Origin of the sequence: Haloarcula rubripromontorii (genome assembly GCF_001280425.1) — an archaeon.
Classification (GTDB): Archaea; Halobacteriota; Halobacteria; order Halobacteriales; family Haloarculaceae; genus Haloarcula; species Haloarcula rubripromontorii.
The window spans coordinates 853875-876301 of the sequence record NZ_LIUF01000002.1; the positions used below are offsets into that span (position 1 = coordinate 853875).

General features: G+C 59.3%; 25 protein-coding genes and 1 pseudogene. 16 read left to right on the forward strand and 10 right to left on the reverse strand.

All coding sequences use genetic code 11. From position 1 onward, the window contains the following. Positions 1 to 143: 143 nt before the first annotated feature. The 8 genes from AMS69_RS09515 to AMS69_RS09550 all read left to right on the forward strand — a co-directional run bounded on the left by AMS69_RS09515 (position 144) and on the right by AMS69_RS09550 (position 7697). Complete coding sequence (locus AMS69_RS09515) at positions 144 to 644, forward strand: DUF6498-containing protein (RefSeq protein ID WP_053967812.1); 501 nt, start codon at positions 144 to 146, stop codon at positions 642 to 644. 165 nt (positions 645 to 809) lie between these two features. Next, the gene (locus AMS69_RS20850; RefSeq protein WP_238378369.1) at positions 810 to 914 is read left to right on the forward strand and encodes a MarR family transcriptional regulator; all 105 of its coding nucleotides are present in this window, start codon (positions 810 to 812) and stop codon (positions 912 to 914) included. Between the two features lie 1190 nt (positions 915 to 2104). Beyond that, entirely contained in the window at positions 2105 to 2818 is a 714-nt protein-coding gene (locus AMS69_RS20855; RefSeq protein WP_238378370.1) for a LolA family protein, read from the forward strand. Between the two features lie 358 nt (positions 2819 to 3176). Then, on the forward strand, positions 3177 to 3344 hold the full coding sequence (locus AMS69_RS20145) for a hypothetical protein (protein WP_155119947.1): 168 nt from the start codon (positions 3177 to 3179) through the stop codon (positions 3342 to 3344). A 491-nt stretch (positions 3345 to 3835) separates the two neighbouring features. Beyond that, entirely contained in the window at positions 3836 to 4771 is a 936-nt protein-coding gene (locus AMS69_RS09530) for an ABC transporter substrate-binding protein (RefSeq protein ID WP_053967815.1), read from the forward strand. Positions 4772 to 4883: 112 nt separating this feature from the next. Next, complete coding sequence (locus AMS69_RS09535) at positions 4884 to 5597, forward strand: ABC transporter permease (RefSeq protein WP_202904532.1); 714 nt, start codon at positions 4884 to 4886, stop codon at positions 5595 to 5597. Next, the gene (locus AMS69_RS09540; protein WP_080508816.1) at positions 5594 to 6358 is read left to right on the forward strand and encodes an ABC transporter ATP-binding protein; all 765 of its coding nucleotides are present in this window, start codon (positions 5594 to 5596) and stop codon (positions 6356 to 6358) included. Before AMS69_RS09535 ends, AMS69_RS09540 begins: the two co-directional genes overlap by 4 nt. 895 nt (positions 6359 to 7253) lie before the next feature. Further along, entirely contained in the window at positions 7254 to 7697 is a 444-nt protein-coding gene (locus AMS69_RS09550; protein ID WP_053967818.1) for a MaoC family dehydratase, read from the forward strand. Here AMS69_RS09550 and AMS69_RS09555 read toward each other — a convergent pair. The 5 genes from AMS69_RS09555 to AMS69_RS09575 form a co-directional block, all read right to left on the reverse strand. Next, positions 7648 to 8586: a hypothetical protein gene (locus tag AMS69_RS09555; protein ID WP_053967819.1), complete on the reverse strand. Its 939-nt coding sequence runs from the start codon at positions 8584 to 8586 to the stop codon at positions 7648 to 7650. The genes AMS69_RS09550 and AMS69_RS09555 overlap by 50 nt on opposite strands. Further along, complete coding sequence (locus tag AMS69_RS09560) at positions 8583 to 9650, reverse strand: glycosyltransferase family 4 protein (RefSeq protein ID WP_053967820.1); 1068 nt, start codon at positions 9648 to 9650, stop codon at positions 8583 to 8585. Before AMS69_RS09560 ends, AMS69_RS09555 begins: the two co-directional genes overlap by 4 nt. Further along, positions 9647 to 10024 carry a 6-pyruvoyl trahydropterin synthase family protein gene (locus AMS69_RS09565; protein WP_053967821.1) on the reverse strand — a complete coding sequence of 126 codons (378 nt, stop codon included), beginning with the start codon at positions 10022 to 10024 and terminating at the stop codon, positions 9647 to 9649. The genes AMS69_RS09560 and AMS69_RS09565 overlap by 4 nt, the downstream gene beginning before the upstream one ends. 39 nt (positions 10025 to 10063) lie before the next feature. After that, positions 10064 to 11044: a zinc-dependent alcohol dehydrogenase gene (locus AMS69_RS09570; protein WP_053967822.1), complete on the reverse strand. Its 981-nt coding sequence runs from the start codon at positions 11042 to 11044 to the stop codon at positions 10064 to 10066. 131 nt (positions 11045 to 11175) lie between these two features. Then, on the reverse strand, positions 11176 to 12045 hold the full coding sequence (locus tag AMS69_RS09575) for a hypothetical protein (RefSeq protein WP_053967877.1): 870 nt from the start codon (positions 12043 to 12045) through the stop codon (positions 11176 to 11178). An 89-nt stretch (positions 12046 to 12134) separates the two neighbouring features. On the opposite strand from AMS69_RS09575, the gene AMS69_RS09580 reads away from it, so the two are divergent. The 4 genes from AMS69_RS09580 to AMS69_RS09595 are packed head-to-tail and all read left to right on the forward strand — an operon-like array spanning position 12135 to position 15859. Continuing rightward, positions 12135 to 14105, forward strand: a complete 1971-nt coding sequence (locus tag AMS69_RS09580; protein WP_053967823.1) for an aldo/keto reductase — start codon at positions 12135 to 12137, stop codon at positions 14103 to 14105. A gap of 49 nt (positions 14106 to 14154) precedes the next feature. Next, positions 14155 to 14538: a DUF7475 family protein gene (locus tag AMS69_RS09585; RefSeq protein WP_053967824.1), complete on the forward strand. Its 384-nt coding sequence runs from the start codon at positions 14155 to 14157 to the stop codon at positions 14536 to 14538. Between the two features lie 42 nt (positions 14539 to 14580). Then, complete coding sequence (locus AMS69_RS09590; protein ID WP_053967878.1) at positions 14581 to 15354, forward strand: CDP-alcohol phosphatidyltransferase family protein; 774 nt, start codon at positions 14581 to 14583, stop codon at positions 15352 to 15354. Positions 15355 to 15379: 25 nt separating this feature from the next. Continuing rightward, a complete protein-coding gene (locus AMS69_RS09595) occupies positions 15380 to 15859 on the forward strand; it encodes a hypothetical protein (RefSeq protein ID WP_053967825.1) in 480 nt (159 codons plus the stop codon). Positions 15860 to 16338: 479 nt separating this feature from the next. Here the strand turns inward: AMS69_RS09595 and AMS69_RS09600 are convergent, their stop codons facing one another. Both AMS69_RS09600 and AMS69_RS09610 read right to left on the reverse strand, forming a co-directional pair. After that, the gene (locus AMS69_RS09600; RefSeq protein ID WP_053967826.1) at positions 16339 to 16791 is read right to left on the reverse strand and encodes a pyridoxamine 5'-phosphate oxidase family protein; all 453 of its coding nucleotides are present in this window, start codon (positions 16789 to 16791) and stop codon (positions 16339 to 16341) included. Between the two features lie 452 nt (positions 16792 to 17243). Further along, positions 17244 to 17675, reverse strand: coding sequence for a DCC1-like thiol-disulfide oxidoreductase family protein (locus tag AMS69_RS09610; RefSeq protein WP_053967828.1), 432 nt, complete (start codon positions 17673 to 17675; stop codon positions 17244 to 17246). 210 nt (positions 17676 to 17885) lie between these two features. Between AMS69_RS09610 and AMS69_RS09615 the strand changes: the two genes are divergently transcribed. After that, positions 17886 to 19184 (forward strand): DUF6498-containing protein, encoded by a 1299-nt coding sequence (locus tag AMS69_RS09615; RefSeq protein WP_053967879.1) that lies wholly within the window; start codon positions 17886 to 17888, stop codon positions 19182 to 19184. 24 nt (positions 19185 to 19208) lie between these two features. Here the strand turns inward: AMS69_RS09615 and AMS69_RS20860 are convergent, their stop codons facing one another. Both AMS69_RS20860 and AMS69_RS09625 read right to left on the reverse strand, forming a co-directional pair. Further along, the gene (locus tag AMS69_RS20860; RefSeq protein WP_238378371.1) at positions 19209 to 19835 is read right to left on the reverse strand and encodes a hypothetical protein; all 627 of its coding nucleotides are present in this window, start codon (positions 19833 to 19835) and stop codon (positions 19209 to 19211) included. Between the two features lie 6 nt (positions 19836 to 19841). Beyond that, positions 19842 to 21032: an outer membrane protein assembly factor BamB family protein gene (locus tag AMS69_RS09625; protein WP_053967829.1), complete on the reverse strand. Its 1191-nt coding sequence runs from the start codon at positions 21030 to 21032 to the stop codon at positions 19842 to 19844. Positions 21033 to 21263: 231 nt separating this feature from the next. Between AMS69_RS09625 and AMS69_RS09630 the strand changes: the two genes are divergently transcribed. Further along, on the forward strand, positions 21264 to 21476 hold the full coding sequence (locus AMS69_RS09630; protein ID WP_053967830.1) for a hypothetical protein: 213 nt from the start codon (positions 21264 to 21266) through the stop codon (positions 21474 to 21476). 61 nt (positions 21477 to 21537) lie between these two features. After that, complete coding sequence (locus tag AMS69_RS09635) at positions 21538 to 21801, forward strand: MTH865 family protein (RefSeq protein WP_053967831.1); 264 nt, start codon at positions 21538 to 21540, stop codon at positions 21799 to 21801. Positions 21802 to 21908: 107 nt separating this feature from the next. On the opposite strand, the gene AMS69_RS09640 is transcribed toward AMS69_RS09635, so the two are convergent. Next, the gene (locus tag AMS69_RS09640) at positions 21909 to 22106 is read right to left on the reverse strand and encodes a heavy-metal-associated domain-containing protein (RefSeq protein WP_053967881.1); all 198 of its coding nucleotides are present in this window, start codon (positions 22104 to 22106) and stop codon (positions 21909 to 21911) included. 157 nt (positions 22107 to 22263) lie between these two features. Here AMS69_RS09640 and AMS69_RS20150 point away from each other — a divergent pair. Further along, positions 22264 to 22427: pseudogene (locus AMS69_RS20150) on the forward strand (IS4 family transposase); the annotation flags it as partial.

Genomic DNA, 22427 nt, shown 5'->3' on the forward strand with positions numbered 1-22427 from the left:
AGAACACCCGAACGGCGATACCTTTTCTTCTCGACGGCCTCTCCGTACCGTACTGGCAAAGGACATACGGGTTCAGTTTAGCCGTGATATCGAATTTGAAGTATGTTTGTTATTCAGGTGTAACGACTTGAGTGCCTCCAATCATGACCCAGCGGTTCCCGACTTTCGTCCGCGGTCTGAGTATAGTCTTTGCGAACTGTATTCCGCTTGTCGGAGTCACTGCCTGGGGCTGGGACCTATGGCTATTACTTGTTGTCTACATAGCTGAGGCCGCATTTTCAGTCATCATCGCAGCGACGAAAGCCCTGTTCGCTGAGCAGAGGTCTCCGGGACGTCCCGGACAGCACGAGCCATTACATGAGCTCCGGGAGAAACGCGGTAGTTTTCACCTCTATTCGAATTGGCCCCCAATTTATCCACGGAACGTCTCAGCTGGCCTCGCTGTGACCATCGCGGCGTTGCTGTTCTCACAGATCGAAGAGTTCGTGGCTGAGTACATCGGCACCGGTGAGTATCGCGACGTGTCCGCACAGGAACTGATCCGGACACCGGCACAGTTGACCCCGGTACTGCTTTTCCTCGGCTTCTCACGTTGGGTGGGTCCCGGGCCGGTCGTATCCACGGGGCTTTCCTTTAGCCAGTGAGAGGCCACCTGTTCCGGAAAGTCAAAGGTGACTCGTTCGGCGTGCTATGGTTTTCTTAGAACACTCTATTCACCGTTCCTGACGGGTATGCGTCTTCTAGGAACGATCCGACGAAGGCCTTCGGACTAGTGAGGCATTGGGGCGGTACTCGACATTGACGATGTCTTGCCACAGAGCGAGATCGTCACCCGGACAGAACTCTCGAAAATAACTGTTAGTCGTACGCTCAACAGTCTGGAAGCCAAAAATCTCGTTGCACGAATCGGCTAATAGAGGGCCTCCACAGTCGTGTGGCTGCAGATTTCGCATCGTACTTGATCCGGGAGCCGTGACTTACTGTATGCGCACCGCCCTCCGATACGCTATTTCAGCAGGCGTTGGACTACTAATCACAGTTCTTGCAGTAGCGTTCGCCACATCGGACCACCTGGTCATACTTTCGCTTCTCCCACTGTACGGTGCGGTAACGTCAATGATTCTGGCACATAAACAGCAGTGGCTCTCTCTTTCCCGTGGGGAGCCGAATCGGTCGACGAGGAAACGAGGGGGTATTATCGGCGGCGTCGGAGCATTTACTGGGTATTTGCTTCTGCAGGCATCAATCCCCGCCGGCCTCGCTGGGTACGGATTAATGCTTCTTGGTATGGCTGGAGCGATTGGCGATATGGACGGGGCCTGAGTCTGTTGTACTGACCCGTTCGCCTGAACTACGCCTCCAAAGCCGACCGCTTTTCACAGCCTACTATCGGATCAGCTATGAGTTTGACGGGCCTGTCGTTTCGGCTGCTTGGGACGCCGACAAGGTTGTATTGTGGACTCTACTGTTCGAAATCCTTGACAGTGGTGTGACTGTACTCGCGGCGAGCGTCGTATTCGAAACAACACCACAATCAGCCCGTGAAACCGTATTTTATATTCATCCAAGCAGTACCGTATCCTAACAGATGTATCGGTTTGCGAGGAAGCTATTCAGTTTGCGAGGGGTTGTGCGTGTACTTGTTGTTGTGGTACTGGTCACAGCGAGCGGATGCAGTGCAATCGGGAGTTCGTCCAGCGGTCATTCGGAGCTACCGTCAGAGGATGAGGCAACAGACCGCTACGCATCGCTAGATACAGTCAACGCGACAGTAACGACAGTCCGAACCCGGAACGACAAAACAACAACAATTGTCACTCAAAAGCGGGAACGAGTTCACTCATTTGCGTACTTTGAGCGGGTGATATCGGTTACTAGAGCAGAGGAGACAAGGCCTCCGCGGGTTGGTGAAGGCGGATTTATTATTGCAAACGGGTCAACGCTCGTGTCCTATGATCCAGAGTCAAATGAACTCCACCGAATGTCGTTCCAGACCACCGATAGCGGTACAGGGACGACGTATCCAGAACTTCTCGCCGCTGCGAAAAGTAACCGCCCTGTCTCGCAGCCGACGTCGACCCCAGGCATTTCGCCCCTGCCGGTAGTGCCACAAGAAGACGAGTCCGGAGAAAACAGTTCATCTGCGTATCGTGGCGGGAACGTGACAGTCGTATACAACGGCACAGAAACGATTGCTGGACGAGAAGCCTATCGGTTAGAGATAGCCCCGGCCAGTGAAGATATGTCGTTACAGTCACAGACGCTGTGGCTAGATACTGAGTTCCTGTTTCCGATCAAGCGACAGACGGCGTTCGTTGCCAACGGTGATGACTACGAATACATAGTCACATATCGGAATGTGACGTTCAATCCGGCGTTCGAACCTGGAACGTTCCAACTCGAACCACAAGAGGTTCCGGATGATGCACAACAGGTCCAGTTCAATACCTACGAGTCACGAGCGGCGCTGGACGACGCTGCTTCACTTCCGGTTCCGAACCCGGACATGCCGGCAGAATTCGAGTTAGAAGTCGCATCGCACCGCTCAACTGATCCGGAGGTAGCGATGCTCAGGTATGAGTCTACAGGCACTGACACACACTACAGGATTGGCATTCTCAACGGGACACAGAACACGACCACAGGAACGCCCGTGCAAGTGGGTGAGTACGAAGCAAGACAAACGCAGACGAACAGAACGGTACGGATTAGTTGGTCGGTAAATGGCACCACATATTATGTGAGCAGGTTCCCTGCCGACACAGCCGACAACAGCACGTTACTACGTGTTGCACGCTCGGTTGCGAAGACTACGTGACAGCCGACCCGATCAGCCGTGTTGCTATGTCGGCCGTATAATCCACCCCGTGGCCAGCCGCCCGTATCGGATGGTACACAGGTGTAGCCGAACGGGCTACCGCTGAAACGCGAGGCCAGAGGATCGTCGGTAACAGCAGCGATAGCTTTCGATAGATCGCATCAAAAGCTCGTAGCTTCAAGGCTAACAGTTGTCCCGTACTTTCTGTTGAGTTGGTGCACGCCGTTCAAACAGTACAGCCGGGGTGCGTCTCTGGCTGGCAAGATACATACTACTTGGAGGCGAAAGGCGGCATATGGGCAGTGTCGCGCGACAATTTTGGCTCACGATTGTCCCCTCGGTGACTAGTCTTTCGACCATGGGCCTGCTCATTTTGCTTGCGCTCTTTCCAGATCGGCTGTTTACTATCAGTACTGCCGGGTACATCGTTACGGCTGCAATCGCGTTCGTCTCGATCGGAATTCTCGTGTGGCAACTCAGCAGCAGCAGTGAGACCCAGAATGCTATCGACCGGCCAGAGGAGTAAGGGAAGCGAGGACACTCCGTCCACCGGCCGGTCGAGGGTTTCGTCACGACCTGTTCAAGACCGGTGAGAAAGGGATCAACCGCGTCACTCCGTAGCGTACTTCGATCGACGGACTGCGGCCCTGCGCCAGAACCTGTTAGCGGCAGGTCCCGCGAATACGCGAGTATATCTCTGTCGCTGATGGCTGGTTTGCACTTACCCGTGCCATAGGTTCCGGGTGTAGCTGGAGGGGTATCAGCGCTGCCCCCTCGTAGAGATGCGTCTACACTTGGCGTGGTTGTATGTTATTCTCGGTTGGAAGGAAAGATTATATTAATTGCTGTCCTCTCATTTTAGGCATGCCTAATTTAGGCTGCCCTAATAATTCGAGTCGGTCCGCCGAAACACGTCTCCAGAGTAGACGACGTTTCCTCGCGAAAGCTGGTGCAGCAGTCGGCGCAAGCACACTTACCGGCCTCTCTGGGTGTACATCTCTGCTCAGTGGCAACTCCATGGATACCCTCAGCGTTGCATTCAAGCCACCGTTCCCGTTCCTCCAGTACCACGTGATGAATCAGGAAGGGTACTTTGAACAACTGGATCCCGACATCGAGGCGACGAACTTCGCTAACGAGGGTCTCACCATCGTTTCAGCGTACTCCGACGGGGACATCGACCTCGCTTTCATGGGCATCACCCCTGCGATTAAGATGAAGAGTAAGGATGTCCCGGGGAAAGTCACAGCGGCCAATCACAAGAACGGGTTTGTCGTATTCGCTCACGAAGACTTTGCTGCTCTCTGGGATGAACACGGTGCCGACGCTTTCCGGGTCTTCCGTGAGAAAAACGGGCGGAAATTCAAGTTCAGCACCTTCCCAAAAGGCAGTGTCGCGTTTATTCTTCTCCACTATTGGCTCCGCGAGGAACTCGGAATCTCCCCGGATCTTGTTGACATCGAGCCGATGGCGGGTGGTAGCCCCGTCAAACGCTCGCTGCTCTCCGGGAACGTCGATGGCACTGTCATTATGGAACCCATCCCAACTGCGCTTGAACAGAGAGGCGCACCCTTTGAGCGCATTACGTGGGCTGGCTCGTTCATGTCAGGCCAGCCTGGCGGCATCATGTTCATGCACGACCGCCTCTGGGACGATCACCCGGACATCGCGAAGTCTGTAATTACCCAACATTCGCGTGCCACTGAAACCATTCAGGAACAGCCGGCTATCGCTGCGGAGGCCGTGAGTAAGGCCAAAGGCGACAAACTCCCGACGAAGATTGCTCGGAAAGCCCTCAGGTCGAAGGCGTCGAACTACATCAGCGACCCGGCACAGATTACAGAGAGTACGCAGCTTTTCGCTGCGCAGATGGAGGAACTCGGCCAGATCGAAAGCGGAGTGTCTACCGACAAACTCTTCGAGCAGTCACTCTACGACGACATCGCCGAATAGGATGGCCACCGAATTTGACCCAGTAGCGGACTCATCCGGCATCCGCTCTCAGCCGACAACTACGACTGCGTTCGGCCGAGAATGGAATCTGACACGTCTGTGGTATGGATCTGTGGGAACTGCTGGATTTCTGGCAGTCTGGTGGGCGGGGGGCCGTGAAGTTCCGTCGTACCTGTTGCCGACTCCCAGCGAGGTGGCGGGCGCGCTGTGGACGGAGCTGGTTAGCGGCGAATTACTTGTTCATCTCAGTGAGAGTCTCCTCCACTACGTTCCCGGTGTCGCCGTTGGCATTGTGGCTGGCGGTCTACTTGGCATCGGCATGGGGTGGAGTCTGGTCATTGACGCCGCCCTCACACCCATCGTGCGGGTACTCCGGCCGATTCCACCATTGGCGTGGATCGTGTTCGCCATCATCTGGCTTGGACTCGGTCACACCGGTGCGGCCTTTATTGTGTTCATCGGTGCATTTTGGATTACGTTCTATAATGCGTACGAGGGGGTAGAGAACGCCTCGAACGAGCTAATCGAGGTCGCTACGACGCTGGGTGTCGATAGCAATCGCCGGCTGCTGTGGCGGGTCGTCATTCCAGATGCGTTACCGGGGATTCTGACCGGAGTCCGTACGAGCGTCGGCCAGTGCTGGATGATGGTGATTGCAGCCGAGTTGTTCGGCGCGCCCGGTGTCGGGTACGAAATTATCACGAGCGCAAATAACCTCGCGATGGCGCGTAGCATCGCGTATATGCTGGTGATTAGTGTGGTGTTCCTGCTCAGCGACTGGGGCGTCCGGCGAGTCCGTGCCCACCTCCTCGACTGGCAACAATGAGGGACAGTACGGATACCGTAATCGCCATCGACGGGGTCGCCAAGCAGTACAAGAGGGACGGCAGAAGTACTACAGCCCTCCGTGACGTGTCGCTGAGTGTCTCATCTGGCGAGTTCGTCACTGTGGTCGGCCCGTCAGGCTGCGGGAAGACAACACTGCTCAGGCTTGTCAGTGGACTGGAATCGCCAACGGACGGTGACATCACAGTCGCGGGGAAGCCGGTTCAAGGTCCTGACCCGAATCGGGGAACGGTGTTTCAGGAGTACCACCTGTTCCCGTGGCTGACAGTCCGGGAAAACGTCGCCTTCGGATTGGTGGAGCAGGGAGTGCCAGCTGCTGAGCGGCAGGAGCGAGTCCAAGAACTGCTCTATGTTATTGGACTGTCTGACTTTGCAGATGCATACCCGAAGGAACTCTCAGGCGGTATGAAACAGCGCGTCGGTCTTGCACGCGCACTCGCTGTGGACCCAGATATCCTCTTGTTGGACGAGCCGTTTGGCAGCGTGGATATGCAGACACGCCGCCAACTCCAACGCGAACTGCTCGAAATCTGGCGTGGCACCGACAAAACCGTGTTGTTCGTAACCCATGACATTGAGGAGGCCGTTGCGCTCTCGGACAGAATTGTCATCATGTCCGGCACGCCGGGGCGCGTTCGAGCGACGGTTTCTGTGGCGGAATCTCGGCCTCGCAACCGCAGTGCGCAGTGGTTCGTCGACCAGGTTGAAACACTGTTCGAGCGAATTGAATCGCATGCGTAGTTTCTGAATGTGTCTTCTGCATACGCCGTGGTGGTTAGTTCACTGCCTACTGACTGGTGGTCTCAGTATCGCTGTGCCATATCTCGGCGTCGCTCCCCGCTGAGCCGATGTGTCTGACCGGACCAGCGATGCGTATTGCACAGAATGATGTGTACAGTAGTTCCGCCACAAGACAACGCAAACATTGGCCAGAGCGTAAATCAGGTCTCTAAACAAGCCTCTCGCACTCGCTGTAGCGTGTGGTCTAGTAGATTACTGACTGGCAACCCTACAGCCCTACGGGCAGAGGTTGCCCACAAAAACAGGTCGTGCTTGAACCCTACTGTCCCAACGTGGGAATCCCTGCTTCAGCACGGGAGGTTCTCAAGCAGGCCGAGACGGCACGTTTGTTCAGGGACACGAGGGAGTCACTCCCTGTTCAATGGTTATCCTGTCGTTTTGAATCTGGATGAAAATAGTTTGTTCAGGCTCATCAGAGACTGTGACAGCAGCGGTGGACTCCTGCTGCCCGTCGAGAACGGCCGTCACCTTGTAGCAGCCATTCCGTAGTAAGTTGACCGAACAACCCGACTGGCCTGACAGAAGCTGATAGTGTGCTGTATGACAACACTCTTCGTCATCGTATATCTCTATGTACACATCATGCTTGGCATCTGAGTCATTTCTGATATGGAGGTCTTCGTGTGCTAAGCGCCACTCTTCACTGGTCGCCGAGAGGAGTGTACGGCTGCTGGAGGGCATGTCGACAGTGTATCTATGTTACAACTACAATATATATCTTAAGATGGATGTCTAATCTACATGTACCCAGCGCCATCTGTTTACACGTACAAACTCAGCCTTTGCCAGGGCCGTCCACGTCGGATTTTTATTTGTCCGTCATCTTGATAATCGTATGCAGTTTTACGAGGATATTTCGGTCGGTGACGTGCGAGAATCGGATGGATACACAGTGTCGAAATCTGAGATCGTGGACTTCGGCGAGAAGTACGATCCGCAACCGTTCCACACTGACGAGGAGGCAGCGAAGGACTCGGTGTTCGGTGGGCTAGTCGCGTCTGGCTGGCAGACAGCCGCAATCTGTATGCGTCTCAACGTCGAGACCAGCGAGGACATCGCAACACAGGCCGGCGTCGGTGTCGACAATCTCCGCTGGCATCTACCGCTCCAACCCGGTGATACGCTCCGATTACGAACTGAAATCACCGACAAGCGACCCTCCGACAGTGACCCAAGTCGAGGATACCTCACCACTCGTCACGAAGGGCTCAATCAGGACGACGAACTGGTTATTTCATACGAGGCGACGGCCATGATTCGCCGGAAGACCGACGGGTGACGATACGGCCCAGGAAATCCAGTTGGTGTGTGTGGTACAGCAACTCAGCTGCAGCGACCTGCTCACGCCGACCCGCCAGCCAGTCGTCGAGTCCCTCGAAGTCGCGATCAGCCACCTCGCCGACTGCATCCTCGATAGTGTCGAGAATGTATCGGAGGAAGTAGGCTTCGTCGGCCGGATAGCTCCCGTCGATCGGTCGGACAATCCAGTCCGACCCGGCAACCGCTGAAAGCGCTGTGCCGTCGAGGCGCTGAAGCCGACCGAGTACGTCGCTACCGGCGCGGCTGTCACCGCCCTGCTTCCCGTCCATGTGCTCGTGATAGAGCCGTTCGACCGTCCGGTCGGCTGGATGGCTCGGCTGGAAGCGAGTTGCCCCGTCAAATGTGAGCGGGAAGTAATACAGGCCACCCGGCGCGAGCGGTTCGAGCAATGTCGGCAGCTCCTGCCGGTCGAGAATATCGAGCAGGGCAGCCCCGATGAGGAGGTCGTACTCGCTGTCAGCGGCCGTCGCGTGCGCCACCGCCTCGGCTTGCACCGTCTCAATCTCGATCCGTCGGTTTTCGCTGGCCAGGACGAGCGGTCCGTCTCTCACAGATGTCTGCCGGTCAGCGGCCCAGTCCCGGATGTGGTCTGGCAAGTGAGCCACGTTCTCCGACTGGATATCGACTGCAGTGTAATGGACTTCGCCGGCAGGAAGCACGTCCCAGTCGAGGAACCGGGTGAGCATCGTGCCGATACCAGCCCCGATTTCGAGGACGCGTAGCGGCCCGTCGCTGTCGGCTGCCCGGTCAGCCAACTGCTCGCGGAGCAGCTTGACCAGCCGGCGGTCCAGCGCGCGGTCGTCGACTGTCCGTTTTGCCCGGAGATATCGCTGGAACGACTTCGTCATGCTAGTCCCTCCGCAGGCTGGACGATGGCAGACAGCAGGCTGCGTACCCGCCCGACCGTCTCTTCCCAGTCCGGATGCGCCTCGTAGCTCTGTCTCGCGGCCCACCCCATCTCGGCCAAGCGGTCGCGGTCGGTGGCGAACCGCTCCAACTCGCGAGCGACGGCTGCAGAGTCGTCCGGGTCGACGAGTGCCCCCGTTTCGCCGTCGGTTACGACGTCGCTCGCCCCGCCAGCCCGGGTGGCCAGCGCTGGGAGGCCAAAGCTCATCCCCTCCAGATAGACGATGCCGAACCCCTCGTACCGGGACGGGACCGCCAAGACGTGGCTCGACCGGAGCGTGCGCTGTAGCTCGTCCTCCGCCAGTCGGCCCGTGAACGCTACGCGGTCATTCAGACCGTGGTCTCGGATACGGTCCCGGACTGCATCGACGTGACTGCCGTCGACGGCCCGACCGACTACGGTGAGGTCGATGTCGGCGTCAGCGCCCGCCACGCCATCGACGAGCGTATCCAACCCCTTTCGAGGTGTGATGTTTCCGACGAAAACCACTCGCAGCGGCTCGGTAGTAGCCCGTTCCGCAACCGCGGCTCGGTCGATTTCCGGCGCGAATCGGTCTCCGGCCGGCGGTGCGACGACGGTGTCGGCGGGGTCGACGCCAAGGTCCGAAACGACACGTCGGGTGGTGGCGCTGTTACAGACAACTCTGTGGACCGTCCCGAGGTAACGACGCTCTACCGCGCGGTACAGCGGGGCGAGTCGACGCGGCTCGCTTGCCCGCAGATGGTGGACGATGCTGACAACCGGGTAGGGGAGGGTGCGGTTCGTGTGAACAAGCGACGGGTGTGCGAGTTCGTCCTGTAACATGATGTCGACATCTACGTCCAGTTGTCGTCGGAGCTTGCGCGACCCGTTGTCGAGCAGCCCACGGTGGTAGTTCCGCCAGGGGAGCTGGATACATTCGACAGTGTCGCCGGCCGCTCGAAGTCCCTCGATGAGTTTTCTATCGTAGCGAAACCCGCCCGACTGCTCGTCGAGGCTCCCGTACAGGGTCAGGCCGACTCTCATACGGCGGCGTCGTAACTCGCAGCGGCGTCCTCGTCCTCCCAGACGGTGACCGATAGTTCAGTGACCGTCTCGTCGGTGACACGCGCAATGACGCGCTCGAAGATGACACGGGCAAACCGTTCCACGCTGGGATTATACCCCTCGAACTCTGGGAGGTCGTTGAGCAGTGTGTCCTGATAGCGGTCAGCGAGTGACGACAAGGCTGCCTCGGCGTTGTCTATATCGACGATGTAGTCGAACTCGTTGAGTTCGGGACCGCGGAAACACAGTTCGACCCGGTAGTGGTGTGAATGCGGGTCACCTTCGGGGCCCGGGTCCGGGACAGTGAGGTAGTGCTGTGCCACGAACTCGGTCCGGACCGTCGTCGCGTACATGCCCGAACAGACGGCCGGGACACACCTAAATCACGGGTGTCAGTTGTACGTCAACACTACTTGCACGGCGTCGTCTGGCCGGTTCGCCAGCAGTTGATATGCCTCGCCTGCACGCTCGATGTCGATCTCGTGTGTCAACAGCGCCGAGAGGTCGGTGTCGCGCAGCCACGACCGGACAACGTCCAGTCGGCGGTCCTTGTCCCAGCGGTCGGCGTGGTCCGGGTCGATACGGCTCACCTGGCTGCTGCGAACGCGGATGTGGCTCCGATGGAAGTGGTGTCCGAGGTCCAGTGACACGCCTTTCGAGCCGTACCACGACCCGACGATGACCTGGCCCGCGTAGCCGGTGGCGTCGATAGCCCTGTCGAGGGCAGGCGGGTTCCCCGAGAGTTCGAACGTGATGTCGGCGTCGACATCGCCGAGATCTCCGGGCGTGACCGAGCGGTCTGCCCCGAGCGCTTCCGAGAGCCGGCGACGGCTTTCACAGGGGTCGACTGTCACGAGTGACGCTAACGGAAAATCAGCCAGAAGTCCAGTCGTCAACAGTCCGACCGGTCCCTGGCCGAAGACGACCACCCGAGCGCCGATACGCGGCCGAGCGTCCATGACGAAGTTAACGGCCGCCTCAACGTTCGGCATGAACACCGCCTGTTCCGGGGGTAACGTCGTGGGAATGAGCGACGACGGCTCGGCGAGAAAGTGGCTCTCGTGTGGATTAAACGCGAACACACGACGGTCGAGCCAGTCGTTGTCGACTTCGTCACCGATGGCGGTGACGCGGCCGACTGCGGCGTAGCCGTACTGCAGTGGATACGAGAACGTCCCACCTAAGGCGTCGATTGTCTCGTCGGTCGCGAGTTCCGAATCGACCTCACCGCGGTACACCAACAGCTCCGTTCCGGGACTGATTCCCGAGAGTTCTGTTCGGACACGGACCTGCGATGGGCCGGGATCAGGCACCGCCTCCTCGTCGACTCTGACTGATTCCGCACCGGTAAAGTACAGCGTTCTGGCGGACATTACACTGTCTCTTGGAGACGTGGGCGGCCGGTGCCGATGTTTCGATGCCAACTCTTCCGGACGTGGCGACGGCTCCGGGAATACACGTCTCCTATCCAGGCTTTCTCTGACTAAAAAGTATCTCCGATTGACTACAAATACCCGAGTGACTCCAGCCGGCCTCTGTCGCTCTCGGTACCGTAGACACGCGACACTGGAAGCGGTTCGGGCGGATGCAGATCTGGCTCGCGTCCCCCGCCGTCGACGCCGTCGGTCTCGGCCCACGGCACCGCTAGTAAGGCTGGTACTGGCGTGTGCATCGGATGGCCGTACAGCCCCCACTCCCCGAACAGATTACCGTGGTCGGCGGTGACGGCGAGGTGACCGTCGACGTTTTCCGCCAGCGCTTCGACTTCGCGGAGGACGTATCGGAGGTTCGCCTCGTATGCGTCCCAGACGCGGTCCGGCGAGACCTCGCCACGGCGGAGCGCGACCCACGGATTTGCCGTGTTGCTGTGGTGTCCAGTGCGGGCCAGCCCGTCGTCGCTGTCAAGCGGGTCGGGGACAAACGGGTGATGTGGTTGCATGTAGTGGACGACCAGCCGCTCGGGGTTCAGCCGCCGGGCCAGTGCGATGGCACGGTCGGTTACAGCTTCAGCCGGGACGGTGTTCAGGTCCTCGTCCCACGCGTACTTCCAGACCTCGTCCAGCGCAGCGAAGGCGTCGGCATCCAGATACCGGTCAGTCCACGTGTTGCCGGTGATCATAACGGTGTGGGCTGTCTCTGGATGCCCGGGGAACGTGTTTTCGAGCCACTCCGAGGACGAACTCCCGACCGAGCGGACCGTCGAGACGGTGTCGAACAACTCGCTATCGGAGGCAACCGTCTGTAGCAGGTCCGCTCGACAGGCGTCGAGGACGACGAGTACGTCCCAGTCGCGTTCATAAATGGTCGTTCCGTACGGAATCCGCTGGCCCAGCGCCTGCACCGCTCGCAAGTACGCCGTGCCTAGCCGGCTCATCCCCGGTTCTGTCACGTCCGGTATTCGGTGGCGGCGACTAAAGTCCCACCGGCGATATAATATATATGTGTGGACGCCCCCATTGGAGTGTGCAGTGTCTGTTCGTCGGAGCGGGCAGTATCGCGGCGGAGTACGCGGACGGACTGGCAGACAGCCCACTCTCGCTGGCGGGCGTCTGCGACCTCGACGAAGACCGGGCTGCGTCACTCGCCGCAGCGCACGATTGTCCGGCGTTTACCGACCTCGATACCGCGCTCACTGCTGTTGACGCGCCGCTGGTCGTGAACCTGACGAACCACCCCGCCCACGCACCGGTGACCAGAACGGCGCTCGAAGCAGAGCGACACGTTTACTCGCAGAAGCCGCTGGCGCTGGAAGAGACGGCGGCCGCGGAGCTACTGGCCCTAGCCAGTGATAAGGACTTGGCGCTGGGCTGTGCCCCGGGGACGCCCGATGCGCCGTCGCAGCGTCGTGCCGGACGATTGCTCGCCGACGGTCGCATGGGACCCGTTCAGCTGGGCTATGCCCACGCCCACGTCGGCCGCGTGACCGAGTGGCACGACCGCCCCGATTCGTTTCTCTCTATCGGGCCGCTGTACGACGGCGGCGTCTACCCGCTTGCTTTGCTGGTGTCGTGGTTCGGTCCTGTCAAATCTGTCCAGTCCGCGACTGCACTCGATAGCTGGCCTGACCGGGAGCCAAAGCGGCCATCGGTCCCGAGTCATGTCGAGGCGATGCTTTCGTTTGACGGGGGACTGACAGTCCGGCTGACCGCGAGCTTCTACGCGCCACACCGGAGCCGAGAGTTCTACGGACTCGAACTCCACGGCGACGATGGGTCAGTATACCTCCGTGGGACCGGCGCAATGGCAGACAGCCACGAAGCCGTTCGCTACGGCCGATCTGGTCGCGAATACATCGATGCTCCCGCCCAGCACCCCACGCAACCGTACCGCTATCTCGACCCTGTCGAGTCGCTTGCGGCCAGTGTCACCCGTGGGTCTCCGGCCCGGGAGACTGGCCGCCGTGGTGCCCACGTCGTTGCAGTCTGTAATGCGACTGAGACGGCTGCGGAGACGGGTGAGCCGACGGTCGTGTCCGACCACGGAGTGTCGGCCGCCCCGCCGCCAGCGCCGACTGTCACCCCAGACAGCGCCCGAAGCAGTGGACGTGCGGGAGCGATTCGACTGCCGCCTGTCGGATTCGGCTGTTCCCGCTACCGTGACGGAACGTACGTCGACCGCGCGGACTCCATCGCGGCGGCCCTCGACGCTGGCTACCGACTGCTCGACAGCGCCGAACTGTACGGCAATGAACACCGTATCGGTCGTATCCTTGCCGCTCCGGGCGCACCCGACCGGCATCGGGTGTTCCTGCTCGGGAAGGTCTGGCGCACGAACCACAGCCGGGAGCACATGGTGACGGCCTGTCGGGGCAGTCTCGACGAACTCGGTATCGACGCCTTCGACTGCTACGCGCTGCACTGGCCCGAGGCGTGGGCACACCGCGGGCCACTGGAACGACTGGCCGAGAAACCGGTCGCGCGTCAGGAGGCGTTGACCTTCCCCGAGGATGACGGGGGCGACATCGAGACGGACTCGATTCCGCTCCGGCGCGCCTGGGAGAATCTGGAGACCCTCCACGAACAGGGGTGGGCGCGCACGCTCGGCCTCTGTAACGTCTCGCAGACACAGCTGGAGACCGTTATCGATACGGGGACTATCAGGCCGGCACTCGTCCAGATCGAACGCCACCCGTACCAGCCACGGACAGACATCGTCGAGTACTGTCACGAGCGAGGCATCAGAGTCGTGGCCCACTCGCCGCTGTCGGCTCCCGGATTGCTCGACGAGCCTGTCCTGACGGATATCGCAGACGAATACGGCCTTTCCTCGGCCGGTGTGGTGCTGGCGTGGAACGTCACACAGGGGGTTGTTCCGATTCCGTCCAGTACGACACCGTCTCATATCGTCGAAAACCTCGTCGCAGCTGGGCGGCGACTCGACACAGAGACGTGTGCCCGCATCGAGGCGCTTCAACAGCCGGATTTCGAGCGGTAACCGGTGCAATTGGCAGTATAATTATGTGACTGAAACCCGAATCGAAAACATGACCGCGACGGAGACACAGGGACGTTCACTCGACGTAGCTTCGCTGGACAGCCGACACTGGCTCGGTATCGTGGCGGCACTGGTCTCGGCGGCGATACACCTCCTGCTCGGTATCAGGCTGGCCCCGTCCGGTCTGGGTATCAGCTTCATCCTCGCGGGGCTTGGGTTTCTGGGCGGTGTCGCGCTGGTCGGCCTGGGTATTCGCCGTCGCCTCGTCTACGCCGTCGGCGTTCCGTTCACGCTCGTCCAGATTCTGCTGTGGTACTACGTCAATTTCGCCGCCGGGCCGAAATCGTTCCCGACTGATATCGGGACACTGGGTGCGGTCGACAAGGTCGCACAGCTTGTCCTGCTGGCGGTCCTCGTTGCGCTGTTGCGATGAACTGTGCTACTGTGGCGGCTGACAGGCAGCGGGGAGGTGTCGATGGCCGAGCAACACGGTGACGGTGCAATCCCCGTCGAACTTTCGGTGATCGGCGGGTTCGTTATCGCCGGGATTGTCGGCGTGCTGTTCCCCGCAGACGCGATGACCCATTGGCTGTTCCACCCGGCGGTCGTCGCAGGCTGTTGCTGGGCCGGACAGCTCTGGTACGTCGGCCGAACGGTCAGTGTCACGCCGGCTACCGGTGACCCCTGGCGCTACACCTTTGGGATTGCAAACACCGTGACGCTACTTCGCGGCGGGCTTTATGCCGTCGTCGCTGGCTTTCTCGTGGTGCCGGTGACGACCGAGCTCGTCTGGGTCCCAGCGGCCTGCTACGGCGCTGGGGTCGTACTCGATAGGCTCGATGGCACCGTCGCCCGAACCGTCGGCAAACAGACCCAGCTGGGCACGCGGTTAGACATGGCTTTCGACACTTTCGGGTTCGTGGTTGCACCGCTTGTCGCAGTCCTCTGGGGCCAGCTCCCCGCCCTGTACCTCTCACTGTCGGCTGCTCGCTACGTCTACGTCGCCGGGATTCGCTGGCGGCGCTACCGAAACCGGCCCGTCTTCGAGCGGCCTGACAGCAACCTCGGGAAGTATCTCGCCGGCGTCCAGATGGCGTTTATTACCGCCGCGCTCGTCCCTACCGCGCCGACGGGACTAGTCTTCAGACTCACACCGGTCGTCATTGCACCGTCGCTGATGGTGTTCCTCCGTGACTTCCTCGTCGCTAGCGGTCGACTTCCTCGGGAGTGGTTCGACCGGCAGCGTTGATACGTCTCTGTCCCTATATCTTGGTATGCTCTTCCCGACACACCTGCTCGCGGCCGCGCTTCTGGGACGTGTGTCGCGGTTGTCGCCGCTGTGGCTTGTGGTCGGGACCGCCTTTCCGGACGTGGTAGACAGGCCGCTAGCATCGGTCGGTGTCACCGCCCTCTATCATTCAATCGGCCACTCTGCACTGCTCGTGGTCGTTGCGCTCCCGCTGGCTCTCTCGGGCCGGACAGGACTGTCGGCGGCAGCTGGATGGGCGTTACATCTCCTCCTTGACACCGTCCACGTCGTTCTCAACGGCCGCCCCGGCGACGCGGTCTTTCTGCTTTGGCCTGTTCTTACTCCGACGGACCCACTGGCGCTCCCGCCGGGGTCGTTCTTCGTGTACTACCTCTGGAGTCCATCATTCTTCCTCGAAGTCGCGCTCTGGCTCACGACCGCTGGCCTGCTCGCCAGACACGCCACAAGAGAGGGCCGTGCTGGCTCCCGAGATCGGGTCGATTGAGCCTCCCAGTCGCTGTGGAGACATAATACGATGGCACAATCCCTGAAACGCTGCAATATAGTGACTATCGACACTGTCCGACTGAATCAGTACACGATGACACACCAACCCAACTGAGAGGGCCTCGGTTGGCGGCACTCCGTCGCGTCTCAGCTTTCTACGCAGTCCGTACAGCGGCTAGCGCCGGGTAGCGAGGACCGACCACACTCTGTACACGCATCGAGGCCTGCGCTTGGCTTCTCCCGTGGGACAGGTAACGTGTTCAGTGCTTTTCGCAATCGCTTCTTCATGTCATAACGCATTGGCGTCGACTATTTTAATATTTGGGGTAAAAGCGATAGAAACACGCCAGTGTCTGTGATATTAGCAAAATAATCTATTGACTGTGGCACATAAATGCGTATTTGTATACGTACAACTGTCCCATTTTTACGCTATCTCCCGTGTGTTCAGTCAGTACAGAGCCGAGAGAGACCCAGTCACTGCTGCCCGACAGCGCGGCCTGACCGCTCTCGGATTTCCAATGCCCACACATTGGGATTTTCCTGTAGTTCGTACTCTGAAAGCAGATTTGACTGATACGCGTTATCAGCGAGTGACTCACGTGCGGTGTCCCACTCGTCGATTTCGATGCGGTTGAGCGATCCGGCGACGATTACACTCCGCCATGCACCGTCTGGACCAATGTCGAAGGTGCTAAAGCTTGCCACATCAGTTTGCTCCGCATACGTCTCTTTTCGGAGTTCGGTGGTTGCGCCCAGAAACACGAAGTATAGGGTGTCCTCACCGTCGTATCCGAAGGATAGCGGCACGCCATATGGCACTCCCTCGGCAGCCATCGACAACACACCAACGCCTCTCTCTGTTAGCACCTCATCGATGACCGAATCTTCCACCTCTGCGCCCAGTAAGGGTTGGAAATCTGAACTCATAGCTGGAATATGTTCTTGATACTGGAATAAGGTTTGAGGAGATTCTCAGGAACTCGGAATTCGACTTTGAGTACCGAAATCGGGAAGATCAGGAGCACAGACCACCAGCATAATAAATACCAACCAACACTGACCGCTGCCATCTGCTACCCGATTGCGAGAGTTTGTTACCCGGCAGTCCGAATTGGTGACATGGCCATCGACCCACTGACAAACGATGACGTTCTGGCGGTCCTTGAAGACTGTGACGCGACTGCGGTCCCGACAGCACACATCTCTGCACGCCTTTCGGCCCCGAAACCGTACGTCACAACGCACCTCCAGCAGCTCGCTTTGAAAGGCCTGGTGGGGTTCAACACACACAGAGGAGTTCGCCGCTGGCGGCTTACGACCGCTGCGAGAACACCAAGTGAGTAAGACACAGTGGCCGCTGGTGTCTGGTCGCGACTGTCTCACGCGTCGGTGCGGATATCTCGGTCAACGGCGTCCTCCGCGAGCGTGTCGAAGCAATCCCTGGCATCATCTGTCAGCCGATATCGCTCGTGGACATCGTCCGGTTCTCTCCCCCGCCCACTCGCCAGCCCAACGACGTGCGCGATTTTCTCGTAGTTCTCTCTGACGAGCGAGCCGACAAGATCGGGGAGTCCGGCGCGACCGGCGAGCTCTTCGGCGGCTGCCCGCCCCGCGTACACCCGCTTGGTCGGCCGATCGACCAGTACCATCGCAAACGGCGGCTCGTCAAACTGGGCCGTCAGAAACGACTGCGCCGACTCGTCGTACCACGAGATCGCGCCGATATCGTCAAGCCGTTCGAGGGCTTTCGCAGCCACCGAACAGTACGGACACTCGCCGTCGTAGATGAGTACGGAGCTAAAACGGGCCATGTCTTTACTAGGAGTCCGTCCCGCATATATCGTTGGATTAGGAGGGCGGTATGTAGTGTCAGTGGACAGTTCGGACAGCGACGTGTCAGCTGTTGGTGCCCTGGACTGCCCCGAGATGAGCCGACGTCGTCCGCTGACTCCTGATCGTTGCTGGCGCGGTTGGCTGTGTGATCAGTTCGTTCATACGTCAGTAGCTATCAGCACGGCATGATGCCCTCCGCCAGACGGGTTCTCCGGACAGAGGATAGCCGTCGGACAGAACTACTTGGCACCATCGCCTCGAATTCGCTTCCGATTGTTGGCGTTGCGTTCCTTGACTGGAGTGCGGCTGCATTGCTGTTTCTGTACTGGTTTGAGCTTGGCGTCGACTCGGTCTGGGCACTCGTCCGGGCAGTGTTCGCTGGCCGCCCGCCGACTATCGAGACTGGCACCCTACTTATCGGGCCACTGGCGGAACGACAGTTCGCCCTCTCTGTCCCGCGAACCGATCTGCGGGTCTATCTCACGACGATGCTTGCGCTTCCAGTTACCGTTCTCATCCTGGCAGGGGTCTGGTTGTTTACTGGGGCCCTCCTCATCGGTCCACTGCCGGAGCCTAGCACAGAGACGGTAACTGGTGTACTGCTGGCAACGGTCGGTATTTTCGTTGTAACGGGTGTGACAACGGTGCGAAACTACTTCTACAACGGCGCGTATCGGAAACACAACTCGGCGACAGCCTTTGGTGGCCTGTTACCGCGGATGATAACTGTCTTTTTTGGGGGGATACTCACTCTGACGCTCATAACAGCAGCCACAGAGGGGCCTGAAGCAGAACTCGGCAGTCTTGACCCGACTGTCGTCGGGTTGCCGATGGTACTCATGATCGTCTGTTTCAAATTCGCATCTGACCTCCTGGGTGTCTACAGCGACCGTCTTGCCGTCTATTTCAAGTCGTACGATCAGGAATACGGCTGGCAAAGGGCCCCATCGAAAGCACGATCTGTCGACGGAACGCTGGCTGAGGTTTCTGAACGCCTTCGCCCGGTTCGCTGGGGACGAGTCATCGGTGGCCCCCTCCGATTTCCACATCACCCGGGAAGCATGTTTCTCTGCGGCATGGGGCTTCTCGTTGCGGTTCTGTTTGCAATTGGGGGCGCATGGGACATCGTTGCCGTGATTGTTGTCGCAAGCGTTAGCATCCCGGTTCTCCTGCTGTGTCTCGATCAGCTATTGCGATACGGGGCGATCGAATACCGAATCGACGCTGACAACGGTGTCCTCATCGCATACGACCGTCTGTTTGGCACGGCACTCTGGCGCATCGAATCGTGGGAGGAACGTAGCCTCCGCGTCGAGAAGACACCGCTTGATTCGCTGTTCGGCACAGAGACAGTTACTATCGAACACGCTGATGGCGAATACATACTGCCACACCTGTCTGATGCCGCCCCAGTTGTCGCGGTGTTTGACCGACAACCCGAACGTTCAGAGCAGATACTCCCCGGTCGGGCCAGTCTATTGTCATAAGTCGTTCGAGTGGCCTGTGAAGAGCTATCTATCCACTGCGGTGCTGTTGTCGGTCCACAGGTCATACCCGACGACAAGCGCCATGCCACTCGTCGGTACGATCAACAACAGCCTGCCAGCGGGTGAGAAGCCAACGCCTGCCACCGACAGACCGAGCACTGCAGCGGCGAGTACTGGTGGGCCAGTGAGTGCGGCACCGAGCCGAGCGCTTTCGGACCGGAGGTAGCCAGCGCCCCAACCGCCGAGGCCTATGATTATGAGCGGGATCGCAAGTGCCCAGATGAGGAGGGCGGTGAGTTCTCTCCCGATATCGTTTGTGCTGGCTGTGGTGAACAACAGCGTCCCGAGCAAACAGGCCCCAGTCCCGAAGAGCGCCCCGAGTGCGAACGCGCCTTGCAGGCGTGACAGTGAGTCCCTGTCACGCCTGAACAATGCGCCCAGACCGACGAACACCAGCGCGTTCGCGCTTATAATGAGTCCGGGTCTGAGTGTTCGCTGCACCCAGATCGCGCTGAAGGTTGGTGGGTTGAACACATACGAATCACCCGGCCGCGGAGTCGGCCAGAGTTCAAGTGGGACTGCGGTGATGAGCAGACAGACCGCACTCAGACCGAGGAGCGGACCGGCGATCCGATATACGCGACGGGACATAGCAGGTCACTCACCTCCAAGAGCCACGACAGTTCCAGTCGGAGAGACGCCCACGACCCCACCGTCGAGTACTGCCACTGAGACAGCCTGATACTCGACAGGATACTGCCACACTGCCTCACCAAAGCGCGTAGTGAACGCGGTGAGACCATTCTCGCGCTGGAACGTAAACACGGCATCAGCAGCCGCGGCAGTCACTGCGCCACCAAGATCGATTTCCGAGCACCACCGGGGCGTCGGTGCGCCGTCATCGACGCGGTCGAAGGCAAACGTCGCACTGGAGGACTCACCGGGACGCTCAATTGCATACACGCTCTCGGGCGTCACGACCGGGGACTCAAGTGACCGTCTGTCGTCGAGCCGCCACTGCTCTGTCCCGTCTGTGAGCGAGCGGCCGAGCAGGTCACCGTACGTATCGCTCACATAGACCGTCTCATCGGACACGACAGGATATCCAGCAGGTCGATCTTCGCGTTTCCACTGGACCGCACCGGTTGCGGCGTCTACCGCCACTATCTGCTCACCAGCGATAACGACGGTGCCATCGGCCACGGCCAGCCTCGTTCCATCGACATTTGCCGTCCACTGCCGGTGCCCGTCGTCGATATCAAATCTCGCCACCCCATCAGTCGTGGGAACGAACAGTGCACCAGCAGCCACTGTCGGAACGCCTGCCCCCGCTGTGTCAGTGTTTCGCCACACAACAGCGCCGTCCGCAACTCTGAGCGCTGCGATACCGTCCGCCGTCGCGAGAAAAACACGGCCGTTGGCCATCACTGGCGGCGCTGCGCCGTCTCCAATGTCGACCACCGACGGAACTGTCGCCGGTGTGAGCGCACGCCGCCACTGTTCCGATCCGTCACGGAGCGACAGCGCGACGATGTCGGTCGAAGTCGCCAGCACGACAGTTTCGTCGGCGACGACGGCCGCGCTTGCACTCGTGTCGTCACCGCCAGTAGCGGCTGCAGAAACATTTGCGTGCCATCTAACAGCTGGTGTCGTTGTTTCCAGTTGGACTGGCGCATAGCCTGTGTTCGCTGTATCGAACCGCGGTAAGGGCCACGACCCGTCGGGCAGTGTCTCGAAGCCGGGATTGTCGATACCCGGGTCCACGGTGTGTGATGGCTCTGGCTCGCCGTCGTCGGGGCACGTCGACGAACAGCCAGCGACGCTGGCGAATGTTCCGGTGGCGACCATTCCGAGAAATGTCCGCCGCGATGTGGAGGGCATCGACTGCTCGTTCCGGTAGCTACACAAAAAATTTTAATATGTTATTTTACTGAGAGGGGATCCGGCCCTCGTCGCCTCAGACGGTTCATTCGCCTTCGAAACGAGAGGCTGGACGAATCCCGCTCTACGATGTGATCGACGGCCTGTCTTAGCGGTAAATCCAGCAAACCTTAGTAAACTGTTCCCAATAGCGCTTCTATGGCCGAAACGACACTCGCTACGATAGACGAACTGTTGGAAGGCACGCTAGATGACGTGGACGACCCTGAAGCCCGATACAAACTCAGAAGTGCGCGACAACTTCTGCAAGTCGTTCAACAGCGACAGGACATCATCGATGAGGCTATCGACACTGCCATCGAAGATGAAGAAGTCCTGCAAAACCTCCGCGATCTCGGCTATACTGAGTAACGGCACTGTACACCTGTTGGCACAGAACAAGTCTTTTGTCTCTCTTCTCCAAGCTTCAGGCATGACAGCAGATACTGCCGAGCAGCTCAGAGCTGAATTAGAGGCGGTCTTCACGAACGCAGACTATCCCGTCGAAGAACCGATGGAACTGGTGCCGGCCCTGCCGGACGGTCCGGGTACGACATTCGAGGCAGGAGACATACGCGTCGGGGTGATGGACTTCGGCGCAGAGTACGCCGAGTATCAAGAGTATCCCTACGAGACGGCGGAGGCTCTCATCGACGACCTGATGACCGGGTTTCGGGAAGAAGGGCTGTTCGACTGAGTCGGCCGTTTTTCCCACCGCCTGACTGTGTGATGCGTATTTGCGACGGAGCAGTCACAACCGAGCGGTATCGATAACAACTACCAGAGTGTTCGCGACGGTACTGGTCAAGCTTCAGCGTCGTACCCCGCGTCCTCCACAGCGGCGATGAGTCGCTCTACGCTGATGTCGCCGTCGACAGACACCTGTTCGGCATCTCTGTCGGCGTCAGCGCCTTGCACTCCAGCCAGTGCTTCGATGGCCTCCTCAACGGCCTGCTCACAGTGACCGCAACTCATTCCTTCAACAGCCAATGTCGTGGACATAGCGATTACGACGACGTATGCACGGAACTTTTCGATTACGAACATCCGTCTTTAGCTAAGAGAGAAACCGCGTGACAGCAGCGGCTTATCGAGGCTTCTTTTCGAGAGGAATGAGGAGGCGATAGCTGTGTCCAACAGAGCCTCCTCATCGAGAATCATGCGTCGGCTCACTACACTGTTTCCCTCTGAGTTCCTCGAAGAGCACGCCGAGGAACTCGGCGTGGTCGAGCGAGAGGGTAAGCTCCAGATTCCTGTCCTCGTGTGGGCGCTCGTGTTCGGCTTCGCCGCAGGCGAGAGCCGAACACTCGCTGGGTTTAGACG

Excerpts from the sequence above, each read along its gene's own strand:
- AMS69_RS09515 (WP_053967812.1), top strand. The coding sequence starts at position 144 with ATGACCCAGCGGTTCCCGACTTTCGTCCGCGGTCTGAGTATAGTCTTT.
- AMS69_RS20145 (WP_155119947.1), top strand. The coding sequence starts at position 3,177 with ATGGGCCTGCTCATTTTGCTTGCGCTCTTTCCAGATCGGCTGTTTACT.
- AMS69_RS09530 (WP_053967815.1), top strand. The coding sequence starts at position 3,836 with ATGGATACCCTCAGCGTTGCATTCAAGCCACCGTTCCCGTTCCTCCAG.
- AMS69_RS09540 (WP_080508816.1), top strand. The coding sequence starts at position 5,594 with ATGAGGGACAGTACGGATACCGTAATCGCCATCGACGGGGTCGCCAAG.
- AMS69_RS09550 (WP_053967818.1), top strand. The coding sequence starts at position 7,254 with ATGCAGTTTTACGAGGATATTTCGGTCGGTGACGTGCGAGAATCGGAT.
- AMS69_RS09555 (WP_053967819.1), bottom strand. The coding sequence starts at position 8,586 with ATGACGAAGTCGTTCCAGCGATATCTCCGGGCAAAACGGACAGTCGAC.
- AMS69_RS09560 (WP_053967820.1), bottom strand. The coding sequence starts at position 9,650 with ATGAGAGTCGGCCTGACCCTGTACGGGAGCCTCGACGAGCAGTCGGGC.
- AMS69_RS09565 (WP_053967821.1), bottom strand. The coding sequence starts at position 10,024 with ATGTACGCGACGACGGTCCGGACCGAGTTCGTGGCACAGCACTACCTC.
- AMS69_RS09570 (WP_053967822.1), bottom strand. The coding sequence starts at position 11,044 with ATGTCCGCCAGAACGCTGTACTTTACCGGTGCGGAATCAGTCAGAGTC.
- AMS69_RS09575 (WP_053967877.1), bottom strand. The coding sequence starts at position 12,045 with ATGAGCCGGCTAGGCACGGCGTACTTGCGAGCGGTGCAGGCGCTGGGC.
- AMS69_RS09585 (WP_053967824.1), top strand. The coding sequence starts at position 14,155 with ATGACCGCGACGGAGACACAGGGACGTTCACTCGACGTAGCTTCGCTG.
- AMS69_RS09590 (WP_053967878.1), top strand. The coding sequence starts at position 14,581 with ATGGCCGAGCAACACGGTGACGGTGCAATCCCCGTCGAACTTTCGGTG.
- AMS69_RS09595 (WP_053967825.1), top strand. The coding sequence starts at position 15,380 with ATGCTCTTCCCGACACACCTGCTCGCGGCCGCGCTTCTGGGACGTGTG.
- AMS69_RS09600 (WP_053967826.1), bottom strand. The coding sequence starts at position 16,791 with ATGAGTTCAGATTTCCAACCCTTACTGGGCGCAGAGGTGGAAGATTCG.
- AMS69_RS09610 (WP_053967828.1), bottom strand. The coding sequence starts at position 17,675 with ATGGCCCGTTTTAGCTCCGTACTCATCTACGACGGCGAGTGTCCGTAC.
- AMS69_RS09615 (WP_053967879.1), top strand. The coding sequence starts at position 17,886 with ATGCCCTCCGCCAGACGGGTTCTCCGGACAGAGGATAGCCGTCGGACA.
- AMS69_RS20860 (WP_238378371.1), bottom strand. The coding sequence starts at position 19,835 with ATGTCCCGTCGCGTATATCGGATCGCCGGTCCGCTCCTCGGTCTGAGT.
- AMS69_RS09625 (WP_053967829.1), bottom strand. The coding sequence starts at position 21,032 with ATGGTCGCCACCGGAACATTCGCCAGCGTCGCTGGCTGTTCGTCGACG.
- AMS69_RS09630 (WP_053967830.1), top strand. The coding sequence starts at position 21,264 with ATGGCCGAAACGACACTCGCTACGATAGACGAACTGTTGGAAGGCACG.
- AMS69_RS09635 (WP_053967831.1), top strand. The coding sequence starts at position 21,538 with ATGACAGCAGATACTGCCGAGCAGCTCAGAGCTGAATTAGAGGCGGTC.
- AMS69_RS09640 (WP_053967881.1), bottom strand. The coding sequence starts at position 22,106 with ATGTCCACGACATTGGCTGTTGAAGGAATGAGTTGCGGTCACTGTGAG.